The 12,140-nt window shown below is 69.9% G+C and carries 9 protein-coding genes and 1 pseudogene; 8 read left to right on the top strand and 2 right to left on the bottom strand.

Features of this window, described 5'->3' with window-relative positions:
- Positions 1-56: 56 nt before the first annotated feature.
- Positions 57-302, bottom strand: a complete 246-nt coding sequence (locus tag GA0115259_RS13870) for an antitoxin (protein WP_093595926.1) — start codon at positions 300-302, stop codon at positions 57-59.
- Between the two features lie 249 nt (positions 303-551).
- Between GA0115259_RS13870 and miaA the strand changes: the two genes are divergently transcribed.
- The 6 genes from miaA to hflX all read left to right on the top strand — a co-directional run bounded on the left by miaA (position 552) and on the right by hflX (position 8,791).
- On the top strand, positions 552-1,490 hold the full coding sequence (miaA, locus tag GA0115259_RS13865) for a tRNA (adenosine(37)-N6)-dimethylallyltransferase MiaA (protein ID WP_093595923.1): 939 nt from the start codon (positions 552-554) through the stop codon (positions 1,488-1,490).
- Between the two features lie 125 nt (positions 1,491-1,615).
- Positions 1,616-2,053, top strand: coding sequence for a hypothetical protein (locus GA0115259_RS13860; RefSeq protein WP_066953317.1), 438 nt, complete (start codon positions 1,616-1,618; stop codon positions 2,051-2,053).
- 73 nt (positions 2,054-2,126) lie between these two features.
- Positions 2,127-3,071, top strand: coding sequence for a diaminopimelate epimerase (gene dapF / locus GA0115259_RS13855; protein WP_093595920.1), 945 nt, complete (start codon positions 2,127-2,129; stop codon positions 3,069-3,071).
- A 175-nt stretch (positions 3,072-3,246) separates the two neighbouring features.
- Entirely contained in the window at positions 3,247-5,358 is a 2,112-nt protein-coding gene (locus GA0115259_RS13850; RefSeq protein ID WP_093595917.1) for a RelA/SpoT family protein, read from the top strand.
- Between the two features lie 219 nt (positions 5,359-5,577).
- Entirely contained in the window at positions 5,578-7,176 is a 1,599-nt protein-coding gene (locus GA0115259_RS13845) for a M1 family metallopeptidase (RefSeq protein WP_093595914.1), read from the top strand.
- A gap of 124 nt (positions 7,177-7,300) precedes the next feature.
- A complete protein-coding gene (gene hflX / locus GA0115259_RS13840) occupies positions 7,301-8,791 on the top strand; it encodes a GTPase HflX (RefSeq protein WP_093595911.1) in 1,491 nt (496 codons plus the stop codon).
- Between the two features lie 131 nt (positions 8,792-8,922).
- Here the strand turns inward: hflX and GA0115259_RS13835 are convergent, their stop codons facing one another.
- Positions 8,923-10,149, bottom strand: coding sequence for a trypsin-like serine peptidase (locus GA0115259_RS13835; RefSeq protein ID WP_093595908.1), 1,227 nt, complete (start codon positions 10,147-10,149; stop codon positions 8,923-8,925).
- 303 nt (positions 10,150-10,452) lie between these two features.
- Here GA0115259_RS13835 and GA0115259_RS13830 point away from each other — a divergent pair, with 303 nt between their 5' ends.
- On the top strand, positions 10,453-11,850 hold the full coding sequence (locus tag GA0115259_RS13830) for an aminotransferase class III-fold pyridoxal phosphate-dependent enzyme (RefSeq protein WP_093595905.1): 1,398 nt from the start codon (positions 10,453-10,455) through the stop codon (positions 11,848-11,850).
- Positions 11,851-11,876: 26 nt separating this feature from the next.
- Positions 11,877-12,140, top strand: a pseudogene (locus tag GA0115259_RS13825) (hypothetical protein); the annotation flags it as partial.

Below are 12,140 nucleotides of genomic sequence, written 5' to 3'. Positions count from 1 at the left end.
GACGGCCGCGCGGCGCTCGAAGGCGCCACGCGGCCGTCCACAGCCGTTGCCGAGGATCAGGAGGCGGGCGGTGGCGGGGGAGTGGTGCCGTCGTCCTTGTGGGTGAGCCGGCCCAGGGCGTTCTTCGCCTTGCCCGTCCCCGAATCGATCTTGTCGCTGTATTTGCCCTTGGTCTTCTGATCGACCGTGCGGGCGGCCTTGTCCAGCCCGGACTCGATCTTGCCTCCGTGCTGCTGCGCGAAGTCGGAGACCTTGTCCCTGGCCGGAGCGATCTTGGCCTTCAACGAATCCATGAAGCCCATGGCCCACCTTCCCTCGGAGGAGACAACAGACTATGTGCGGGTGCCGTCGCGAGGCCGGCCGTCCGGTGGCGGCCTCCGCCTCGTCGGTTGACGTCACGGACGCGGCCGATGACTTCCGTCGAAACCGTGAAAAAACACCCATATGTTTTCTTTATGATACGCGTGGAGATGGAATTCCGCGCTGCCCGGAGCGGGTGCCGTCACATAACTCGTTCGGGTACGGGCCTGCGAGTTTGCAAGACTGGGTCGGTGAGAAGCGTAGCTACCGCACCGCGGGTCATCGCCGTCGTCGGTCCCACCGCGGCCGGCAAGTCCGATCTGGGCGTCCATCTCGCCCGGCAACTCGACGGTGAGGTCGTCAATGCCGACTCCATGCAGCTCTACTGCGGAATGGACATCGGGACGGCCAAGCTGACGGCCGAGGAACGCGCCGGTATCCCGCACCATCTCCTGGACATCTGGGATGTCACCGAGGCAGCCAGTGTCGCCGAGTACCAGAAGCTGGCCAGGGCGGAGATCGACCGGCTGCTGGCGGCGGGCCGTACGCCCGTACTGGTGGGCGGCTCGGGGCTGTACGTACGGGGCGCCATCGACGCCCTCGACTTCCCGGGCACCGATCCCGAGGTGCGCGCCAGGCTGGAGACGGAGCTGAGCCAGCGCGGCTCCGGCGCCCTGCATGCCCGGCTGTCCGCCGCCGATCCCCAGGCCGGCCACGCGATCCTGCCCAGCAACGGCCGCCGTATCGTCCGGGCGCTGGAGGTCATCGAGATCACCGGCAAGCCCTTCACCGCCAATCTGCCCGGCCATGACGCGGTCTACGACACGCTCCAGATCGGCGTCGATGTCGCCCGGCCCGAGCTGGACACCCGGATCGCGCAGCGCGTGGACCGGATGTGGGAGGCCGGACTCGTCGACGAGGTGCGCACGCTGGAGACCCGGGGACTGCGCCAGGGACGTACGGCCTCACGCGCGCTCGGCTATCAGCAGGTGCTCGCGGCGCTCGCGGGGGAGTGCACCGACGACGAGGCGCGCGCCGAGACCGTACGCGCCACCAAACGCTTCGCGCGCCGCCAGGACTCATGGTTCCGGCGCGACTCACGCGTGCACTGGCTGGGCGGCGGAACGGAGCAGCGGGAGGAACTGCCGCACCGGGCGCTGGCGTTGGTCGAACGAGCGGTCACAGCCTGATCACGTGATGGCATCGGGACGCTCCGCTCGTCCTTGCTGTCCCTCCGGGCGTGCCATCATCGAGCATCGATCGACCATCGGGCATCGATCGGCCAGTGGAGTCCGAATGGGGAGGGCGCGTGGCGATGGCGGCCGGCCCTCGTGACAGAGAACCAGCGGTACCGGACACGCGGGACGACGCCCCACGGCTGAGTCCCGACGGACCGGAGGAGGAGACCGCGACCCCGGAGGTCGAGGTCGAGCTGCGCCCGCAGCGCCGGCTGCGTATCTGGCAGCTCGCGCCGATCGTGGGACTGGCGGCGATCGGTTCCCTGATGTTCGCCTTCCCTCTCGCCTTCGGCACCGGGGACGGCGGCGCGGTCGTCGCCATGCTGGGACTCCTGATCAGTTGCTGCGCGGCGGGCTGGGGCATGATGGCCGCCCGCAAGGTCGGCCACACCTGGCCCGGGCTGCCGACCCGTACCTCCGGCGAACGTCCCGACTGGCGGGTCATCGCCCTGTATGTGACGGTGGGCGCCGCTCTGGTCGCTCTCGCCGTCTGGCGGGTCGCCCGGCTGCGCTGAGCGCCGCGCCCAGCAGGCCGGGAGGACCGGGAAGGCCGTCGAGTGGCGGCCGGTGTCGGTGCCTGCTCGTACGATGGGTCCCGTGAGCACCTCGCAGACCGCGTCCCTCGCCTTTCTCAAGGGCCATGGGACCGAGAACGACTTCGTGATCGTCCCCGACCCGGACAACACCATCGATCTGTCTCCGCGCGCGGTGGCCGCCCTCTGCGACCGCAGGGCCGGTATCGGCGGCGACGGGCTGCTGCATGTCGTACGGTCCGCCGCGCATCCCGAGGCGCTGGAGATGGCGGCCGAGGCCGAGTGGTTCATGGACTACCGCAACGCCGACGGATCCGTCGCCGAGATGTGCGGGAATGGCGTACGGGTCTTCGCCCGCTATCTCCAGCGCGCCGGTCACGCGACGGCCGGGGATCTGGCCGTGGCCACCCGCGACGGGGTGAAGAAGGTCCATCTCGCCAAGAGCGCGAAGGCCCAGGGCTCCGCCCACGTGGAGCACTCGGGCGACGGAGACATCACGGTCCACATGGGGCGCGCCGTGTTTCCCGAGGACAGCGCCACGGTCGCCGTAGGCGGTCGCGCCTGGCCCGCCCGTAACGTCAACATGGGCAATCCGCACGCGGTCGCGTTCGTCGACGATCTCGCACACGCCGGGAATCTGCTCACCGAGCCGCGTGTCAGCCCGTCGTCCGTCTACCCGGACGGAGTCAATGTCGAGTTCGTCGTCTCCCGAGGCCCGCGCCATGTCGCGATGAGGGTGCATGAGCGCGGCTCGGGCGAGACACGCTCCTGCGGTACGGGCGCATGCGCCGTGGCCGTCGCCGCGGCCCGCAGGGACGGCGCCGATCCCTCGGTGACCGGCGCTCCCGTCACCTACACCGTGGAGCTGCCCGGCGGGCGGCTGGTCATCACGGAGCGTCCGGACGGCGGGATCGAGATGACGGGCCCAGCCGTGATCGTCGCGGAAGGACAGATCGACCGGGCCTGGCTGGAGGCGGCGTCGGCCCAGGGCGCGTCCTGAGTTTCCCCGGCGCTTCGCTCGAATGGGTGATCCGTCTCACGCAGGGCCAGGCCGTGTCCGGCAGACACGCCTGGGGCGGGACTGCCACCCGTGGTGGGCTCGGTAGCATCAAGCACCGGCCCGGAGGGCGTTGCCCGTTCTTCGTACCGCCGGTCGAAGCTGCCCGGAGGTGCCCATGAGTGCAGAGGCCACCAACCCTGGTGCCCACAGTCGGAGACGCGGCCTTCCCAGGATCGACCTCCGCAGACTCGGCAGGGCCGCGTTACTGGGGCCCGCCTCCAGGGACCGGCTGCCGGACGCGATGGGCCATGTCGCGGACGCGCACCGTGCCCACCATCCGGACGCCGACCTCTCCGTATTGCGCAAGGCCTATGTCCTCGCGGAGAGTTCGCACCGCGGGCAGTTCCGCAAGAGCGGCGAGCCGTACATCACGCATCCTCTGGCCGTGACCCTGATCCTGGCCGAACTGGGCGCCGAGACCACGACCTTGACCGCCTCGCTCCTCCACGACACCGTCGAGGACACGGACGTGACGCTCGATCAGGTACGCGCGGAGTTCGGCGACGAGGTCTGCTATCTGGTCGACGGTGTGACCAAGCTGGAGAAGGTCGACTACGGCGCCGCGGCCGAGCCCGAGACCTTTCGCAAGATGCTCGTCGCCACCGGCAACGATGTCAGGGTGATGTCGATCAAACTGGCCGACCGGCTGCACAATATGCGCACTCTTGGTGTGATGCGTCCGGAGAAGCAGGCCCGTATCGCCAAGGTCACCCGTGATGTCCTCATCCCGCTCGCCGAACGCCTGGGCGTCCAGGCGCTCAAGACCGAGCTGGAGGATCTGGTCTTCGCGATCCTCCATCCCGAGGAGTACGCCCACACCCGGGCCCTGATCGCGGACAACGCCACCGCGGGCGACGCCCTGGCGGCCATCTCCGAGGACGTCAGACGGGTGCTGCGCGAGGCGGACATCACCGCCGAAGTGCTCGTACGGCCACGGCACTTCGTCTCCGTACACCGGTCCCGGCTCAAACGCGGCGAGTTGCGCGGCACGGACTTCGGCCGACTGCTGGTGCTGGTCGGTGAGGACGCCGACTGCTACGCGGTCCTGGGCGAGTTGCACACCTGCTTCACTCCGGTGATCTCCGAGTTCAAGGACTTCATCGCCGCGCCCAAGTTCAATCTGTACCAGTCGCTCCACACGGCCGTCGCGGGCCCGGACGGAGCGGTCGCCGAAGTCCTCATCCGTACGCATCAGATGCACAAGGTCGCCGAGGCCGGAGTCGTCGCTCTCGGCAATCCCTACGCGTCGGTCGACGGCGCGGAGTCCGTGGACGGCGCCGGGTTGACGGCGGGCGTGGAACCGTACGACGGCGAGCGCGTCGATCCGACCAGGCCCGGCTGGCTCTCCCGGCTGCTGGAGTGGCAGCAGGCGGCGCCCGATCCGGACACGTTCTGGACGACGCTCCGCGCGGATCTGGCGCAGGACCGGGAGATCACCGTCTTCCGCGCCGAGGGCGGGCTGCTCGGGCTGCCGGCCGGAGCGACCTGTGTGGACGCCGCGTACGCGCAGTACGGAGAGGCCGCGCACGGCTGTCTCGGAGCGCGCGTCAACGGCCGTCTCGCGCCGCTGAGTACGGTGCTGAGCGACGGCGACACGGTGCAGCTCCTGCTGGACCGGGACGCGGCCTCGGGACCTTCGCCGGAGTGGCTCGACCATGCCCGTACGGCCGCGGCCAGGATCGCGATCACCGGCTGGCTGGCGGCGCATCCCGAGGCGGTGGGAACGCCCGACGCCGCGCCCAGGGCGTCCCACGCGCTCACCGCGGACCGACGCGGCGCCGCCAACGCCGTGGTGGATCTGCCCGGAGCGACCGTACGGCTGGCCGGCTGCTGTACGCCCGTACCGCCCGACGCCGTCACCGGGTTCCCGGTCCGCGGCGGTGTCGTCCGGGTCCATCGGCAGGAGTGCCGGGCGGTGGAGCGGATGCGCGCGCTGGACCGCAAGCCGGTCACGGTGAGCTGGGGAGACGCGTCGGAGTGCCAGGTCACGCTGTATGTGGAGTCCTTCGGGCGTCCCCGGCTGCTCGCCGATCTCACGGAGACCATCGCCACGGCGGGCGCCGCGATCGTCTCGGCCACCGTGGAGCCGCCGAGCGAGCAGCGCGTACGGCACACCTACACGCTGGGACTGCCCGACGCGGCGGGTCTGCCCGGTCTGATGCGGGCTATGCGCGATGTACCGGGCGTGTACGACGTCAGCCGGGCCCAGCACCCGGCGACGGCGTGAAGGACGGCGTGAAGGACGGTGTGAAGGGCGGCGTGAAGGGCGGTGGCATGAGCAGCGGCGGCGGGCAGAGCAGAAGAGGCCGGTAGGGCGGCGAAGCGCGGACGTCAACCGTGTGACAGACCGGCATCCGGCGGGCTGCACCGCTCTGACCTGCCCCTTTCGGGTGGGTACGGAGCGCGCCGTCGGTGCGGGTTGGTCAGGCGCTGATAGCCGTGGTCCATGCCGTTCACCTCCCGCCGACTGCGCGCCGCCCTGCTGGCCGCCGCCTCGGCCACCCTTGTCGCCGCGACGCTGCCCCCGCCCGAGCCGCTCGGTATCGGCGATCCGCTCTTCCCGTACCTAGGCAATCCCGGTTACGACGTACTGAACTACGACCTCGACTTCACCTATCACGGTGACAACACCAAGCCTCTGGACGCCATCACCAGAATCAGCGCGCTCACGACGCAGCGGCTGAGGCGGATCAATCTCGACTTCACCCAGGGCACGGTCCGCTCGGTCGAGGTCAATGGCGCGCCCGCCGAGTTCGCGACGGCCGGTGAGGATCTGGTGATCACACCGGACGAGGCCGTCGACGAGGACGCGCGTATGCGGATCACCGTTCATCACACCAGTGACACGGACGGCAAGGAGGGCGGCTGGGTCCGTACCACCGACGGGCTGGCGATGGCCAACCAGGCCGATGCCGCGCGCCGTGTCTTTCCCGGCAACGACCATCCCGCGGACAAGGCCTACTTCACCTTCCGTATCACGGCTCCCGCGCGGCTGACGGCGGTGGCCAACGGGCTGCCCGAGGCGACCTCCCGCCAGGGCACGACCAGGACCTGGACCTATCGCACCCGTCATCCGATGGCCACGGAACTGGCCCAGGTCTCGATCGGCGACTCGGCCGTCGTTCATCGCGAAGGGCCGCACGGACTGCCCGTACGGGATGTGGTGCCGGCCGCCGACCGCGAGAAGCTGGAGCCTTGGCTGAAGAAGACACCGGCCCAACTCCGTTGGATGGAGCAGCAGGTGGGGCCGTATCCGTTCGAGACGTACGGCGTGCTGATCGCGGGCGCCGACACGGGCTTCGAGCTGGAGACACAGACGCTCACGCTCTTCGAACGCTCGCTGTTCACACGTCCCGAGTACCCGGAGTGGTACGTCGACGCGGTGATGGTCCATGAGCTGGCCCACCAGTGGTTCGGCAACAGCGTCTCGCCGCGCACCTGGTCGGATCTCTGGCTCAACGAAGGGCACGCCACCTGGTACGAGAGCCGGTACGCGCAGGAGTTCGCCAAGAAGTCGCTGGAGTCGCGGATGCGGAACGCGTATCTCCGCTCCGACACCTGGCGCGCTGCGGGCGGCCCTCCCGCCGCGCCCGAGCCTCCGACACCAGGGCAGCAGATCAGCCTGTTCCGGCCGGTGGTGTACGACGGCAGCGCCCTGGTGCTCTACGCGCTGCGGCAGGAGATCGGCGAGAGCGCCTTCGGGCGGCTGGAGCGCGACTGGGTACGGATCCACCAGGACGGGACGGCGACCACCGAGGACTTCGTCTCGCTGGCGTCGCGGATCGCGGGACGTGATCTGTCGGCCTTCTTCACGGCGTGGCTGTACGGGCGGAAGACTCCGCCGATGCCGGGCCACCCGGACTGGCGGAGCGAGCCGCCCAAGGCTCAGCGGCCGTCGCCCGGAGTGACGGGCCCCACCTCGTCCGCAGTCCCCGAGCAGACCGCGAGGCAGACCGCGCCCGGTGACACCGCCTGGGACTCGCGGCGCCGCCCGGGAGCCGTTACCGCGCCGTTCTTCGTGACACCGTCCGGCGACGGAGCGTGAAACCCGAGTGACGGCCGGGCGGAACCGTGTCACCATCGACATGTCGGCGACGCAGCCGGCAATCATTCCGGTTCGTCACGCGTTGTGACTGCTGTAACGGACTCTCATTCGACGTAAGGATCCAATGACCTCCTCTTCATCCCCTTCCCAGGACGCGCGGGATTCCGCGGACCTCCGCACGGACAGCCTTCGAGCCGATGCCCTGATGGAAGAGGACGTCGCCTGGAGCCACGAGATCGACGGAGAGCGGGACGGCGACCAGTTCGACCGATCCGACCGCGCGGCGCTGCGGCGAGTGGCGGGCCTCTCCACCGAGCTGGAGGACGTCACCGAGGTCGAGTACCGACAGCTCCGTCTGGAGCGTGTCGTACTGGTCGGTGTATGGACCTCCGGGACCGTGCAGGACGCGGAGAACTCCCTCGCGGAGCTCGCGGCCCTCGCCGAGACGGCGGGCGCGCTGGTGCTGGACGGTGTGATCCAGCGCCGTGACAAGCCCGATCCGGCCACCTATATCGGCTCCGGCAAGGCCCAGGAGCTGCGGGACCTGGTGCTGGACAGCGGCGCGGACACTGTCGTGTGTGACGGTGAGCTGAGCCCCGGCCAGCTCATCCATCTCGAAGATGTCGTCAAGGTCAAGGTTGTCGACCGTACGGCCCTGATCCTGGACATTTTCGCCCAGCACGCCAAGTCCCGGGAGGGCAAGGCACAGGTCGCGCTCGCCCAGATGCAGTACATGCTGCCGAGGCTGCGCGGCTGGGGTCAGTCGCTGTCCCGGCAGATGGGTGGCGGCGGCGGTGGCGGTATGGCCACCCGAGGCCCCGGTGAGACCAAGATCGAGACGGACCGGCGACGGATCCGCGAGAAGATGGCGAAGATGCGCCGGGAGATCGCGGAGATGAAGACCGGCCGCGAGATCAAGCGCCAGGAGCGGCGGCGCAACAGGGTGCCGTCGGTCGCGATCGCCGGATACACCAACGCGGGCAAGTCCTCCTTGCTCAACCGGCTCACCGGCGCAGGCGTGCTTGTGGAGAACGCGCTGTTCGCCACACTGGACCCGACCGTGCGGCGGGCCGAGACACCGGGCGGCCGGATCTACACTCTGGCCGACACGGTCGGATTCGTCCGGCATCTGCCGCACCACCTCGTCGAGGCCTTCCGTTCCACGATGGAGGAGGTCGGCGACTCCGATCTGATCCTGCATGTGGTGGACGGCTCGCATCCCGTGCCGGAGGAGCAGCTGGCCGCCGTGCGCGAGGTGATCCGCGATGTGGGCGCGGTGAATGTACGCGAGGTCGTGGTGATCAACAAGGCCGATGCCGCCGATCCGCTGGTCCTCCAGCGGCTGCTGCGTACGGAGCGGTACGCGATCGCCGTCTCGGCCCGCACGGGCGCGGGAATCGGCGAGCTGCTCGCGCTGATCGACGCCGAACTGCCCAGGCCCGAGGTGGAGGTCGAGGTGCTTCTGCCGTACACCCAGGGCGGGCTGGTCTCGCGGGTGCACGCCGAGGGTGAGGTGCTCTCCGAGGAGCACTCTCCGGAGGGCACGGTGCTCAAGGCGCGTGTCCATGAGGAGCTGGCCGCGGCGCTCGCTCCCTATGTGCCGGTCGCCCGCTGACCGTACGGACGCCGACGTGGCGTAGAACCGACGTGGTGGCGTAGATACGACGGAGGCCCGTCTCCCTTTTGCTCAGAGGGAGACGGGCCTCCGTCATGACCGCCGGCCGGATGACCACCGGTCCGCGGCCATCACTGACTTGCGAACTTCTCGCTGACTCCGTCGTAGATGCCCTTGGCCACATCGCCGAGGCGCGGTCCTGCCAGCCAGCCCGCGGTGACCGGGCCTATAGAGGTGTTGGAGACCAGTGCGGGCTTGCCGTCCTGGCCGGCCGCGACCCAGCCGCCGCCGGACGAACCGCCCGTCATGGTGCAGCCGACGCGGTACATCGTCGGATCCTCCGCGTTCAGCGACAGCCGGCCCGGCTTGTCCTCGCACTGGAAGAGCTTCTGGCCGTCGAACGGCGGCGCCGCCGGATAACCGGTCGCCGTCATGCTCGCGATGTTCGGCGTGGCCGGAGCGTTGAAGTCCACCGGCAGCGCCGAACCGACCGTCTCCTCCAGCGACTTGCCGTCACTGTCCTTCTCCGGCGTGACATGGATCACCGCGAAGTCGTACGGCGCGCCCTGGCCGCCGGTCGAGGCGCCCTGGGCTATCCACTGCTCGGAGGTCTGCGCCCAGTCGGCCCACCACACTCCGTGCGGTGCCACCTTCTCCTTGCCGGCGCTCTCCAGTTCGGCCGTCGACAGGCCGTCGTTGTTGTACGACGGGACGAAGGCGAGGTTGCGGTACCAGCCGCCGGACTTGCCCGCGTGCACACAGTGGCCCGCCGTCCAGACCATATTGGACTGGCCGGGGTGGGCCGGATCCTGGACCACGGTCGCCGAGCAGACCATCGAACCTTCGGGCCCGTCGAAGAACAGCTTGCCCGCCTCTGCCACGTTGTCCCCGTACGGCGTGCTCACCGGCCGAGCGGTGACCGGCTGCGGAGTCGGGTCGGTGACTCCCTCGTCGCCGGAGATGTCCTGCTCCTCGACGGGCCGCTCGGGCGGCTGTTCCGCGTCCCGCATACGGTCCGGGTTCCAGAGGTCCTCGATGATCGGATTGACGAAGTCCCTGGCCTCACGGAGCCACTTGTCCTTGTCCCAGTTCTTCCACTCGCCACCACGCCACTTGTCCATATCGATCCCATGCTCTTTGAGCCGGTCCTTGAGATCGTCGGGAATCGTGATCTTGCCGTCGGACGACAGACCGCCGGAGTCACCCGGCTGGGCGGCGGCATTCTCCTCGCCCGTACCGCAGGCGGTGGCCGTCAGCGCGAGCGCCACCGCGATCGAGGCCGCGGCCAGGGCGGGGGAGAATCCGCGCCGGGTGCTCCTTCCACGGCGTGCGGCGAGCGTCGGGCGAATGGGTCGCATGGCGTGATCCCCCTGGGACTTCGGAACGGTTCGGAACAGTTCGTACGGAAAGCGAACGACGAACCCCGGGCGCGGTGTTGAGGCCGGGGCAAGACCCTCCACTATGCCGGTGCCGATGGGGACGGCGCACGGCAGGGCTCCGGTTCCGGGGGGTCGCAAGGATCTTTCGGCAGCCCGTGATCCGCGGCGTTCCGCGTCGTTGGTACGTACGGAGGACCCGGCAGGCGTTCACCGTCGAACATTCGGCGGGCGGGCGCCGTACTGACATGCGACCGAACCGTGACAGCGGGAGGACCGAACGCCGTGGCCGTGACCGAACCCGCTCCGGCGGCGCCCACCGTCGTGCACGAGGGCATTCTCCGGCGCCAGTCCCTCCGTGAACCGGCGGCCCGCACCTATGCGAGATCGCTGCCCGTCGTGCCGGTGCGCGCGCGAGGGCTGACGATCGAAGCGGCGGACGGGCGGCGGTATCTGGACTGTCTCTCCGGCGCGGGCGCGCTGGCTCTCGGGCACAACCATCCGGTCGTCCTGGAGGCGATCAGAAAGGTTCTCGACTCCGGCGCGCCGCTGCATGTCCCCGATCTCGCCACGCCCGTGCAGGACGCCTTCACCACCGAGCTGTTCGCCACGCTGCCACGGCGGTTCGCCGAGAACGCCCGGGTGCGGTTCTGCGGTCCCGCGGCCACCGACGCCGTGGAGGCCGCAGTCGAGCTCGTCCGTACCGCCACCGGTCGTGACGGTCTGCTCGCCTTCACCGGCGCGCACCACGGGACGACAGCCGGCGCCCTCGCCGCCTCCAGTGGTGCCCAGGACGTACGGGTGACGCGGCTGCCCTATCCGTACGACTACCGCTGTCCCTTCGGTGCCGGCGGCGAACGCGGCGCCGAACTCGCCGCGCGCTGGACCGAGAACCTCCTTGACGATGCCGACGCCGCCGACGATCCCGACGACCTTGACGGTGGAGTGCCGCCCTTCGCCGGAATGATCCTCGAACCGGTCCAGGGCGAGGGCGGAGTGATTCCCGCGCCCGACACCTGGCTGCGCAGGATGCGCGCGCTGACCGCGGACCGGTCCATTCCGCTCATCGCCGACGAGATACAGACCGGAGTAGGGCGGACCGGCACCTTCTGGGCGGTGGAGCACAGTGGGATCGTCCCCGATGTGATGGTGCTCTCCAAAGCGATCGGCGGCTCCCTTCCACTGGCCGCGATCGTGTACGACTCGGACCTCGAAAGCAGGCCGCCCGGAGGCCGTACGGACACCTACCGCGGCAATCAGCTCGCGATGGCGGCGGGCGCGGCCACCCTCGCGTACGTACGGCGGAACAAGCTCGCCGATCGCGCCGCCCTCCTCGGCGCGCGCATGCTGGGCCGGCTCCAGGGGCTCGCCGCGAGCCACCACTGTGTCGGAGACGTACGCGGCCGTGGTCTCATGATCGGTGTGGAACTCGTCGCCCCGGCGGCCGGTGACCCCGCGCCACCTGCCCCTGTACAGGACCTGGCCGCCGCCGTCCAGCGGGAGTGCCTGCGCCGCGGTCTCATCGTCGGACTCGGCGGACGCCGGTCCGCCGTCGTACGTCTCCTCCCTCCTCTCACGCTCACCGATGAACAGGCCGGTGCGGTTGTCGACCGCTTCGCCGATGCCCTGGCCGCCGCGGAGCGAGTCGCGCTCCGCCGGAGCGAAGCCGGTCTGTCCCACTGACCCCGGACACCCTCAAGGAAGCCCGCGTGAACCCCACTCCCTCACCCGATGTGCCCGAGGCCGACGGCCGTTCCACCGCCCACTCCGTGAGCCATGACCGAGGGCACGAGCGAGGGCACGATCCGACCCGGGCCGCCGGCACCGTCGAATCCCCGACCGTGCCACGGCAGCAGGAAGGCGGCTTCGACGAGCAACTCCTCGCCGCGGGCGGACCGTTCGCCGGTCCCACGGCGGCGACCGACCAGCTCGACCATCCCGACCCGCAGAAGGCGGCCGACGCGGCGGCCACC

It is taken from the genome of Streptomyces sp. MnatMP-M17 (assembly GCF_900091995.1).
Classification (GTDB): domain Bacteria; phylum Actinomycetota; class Actinomycetes; order Streptomycetales; family Streptomycetaceae; genus Streptomyces.
This window is presented reverse-complemented; position numbering and strand designations above follow the sequence as displayed.

Bases quoted from the DNA above. Each gene is read 5' to 3' on its own strand.
- GA0115259_RS13870 (WP_093595926.1), bottom strand. From the start codon at position 302: ATGGGCTTCATGGATTCGTTGAAGGCCAAGATCGCTCCGGCCAGGGAC.
- GA0115259_RS13860 (WP_066953317.1), top strand. From the start codon at position 1,616: ATGGCGGCCGGCCCTCGTGACAGAGAACCAGCGGTACCGGACACGCGG.
- dapF (WP_093595920.1), top strand. From the start codon at position 2,127: ATGGGTCCCGTGAGCACCTCGCAGACCGCGTCCCTCGCCTTTCTCAAG.
- GA0115259_RS13850 (WP_093595917.1), top strand. From the start codon at position 3,247: ATGAGTGCAGAGGCCACCAACCCTGGTGCCCACAGTCGGAGACGCGGC.
- GA0115259_RS13845 (WP_093595914.1), top strand. From the start codon at position 5,578: ATGCCGTTCACCTCCCGCCGACTGCGCGCCGCCCTGCTGGCCGCCGCC.
- hflX (WP_093595911.1), top strand. From the start codon at position 7,301: ATGACCTCCTCTTCATCCCCTTCCCAGGACGCGCGGGATTCCGCGGAC.
- GA0115259_RS13835 (WP_093595908.1), bottom strand. From the start codon at position 10,149: ATGCGACCCATTCGCCCGACGCTCGCCGCACGCCGTGGAAGGAGCACC.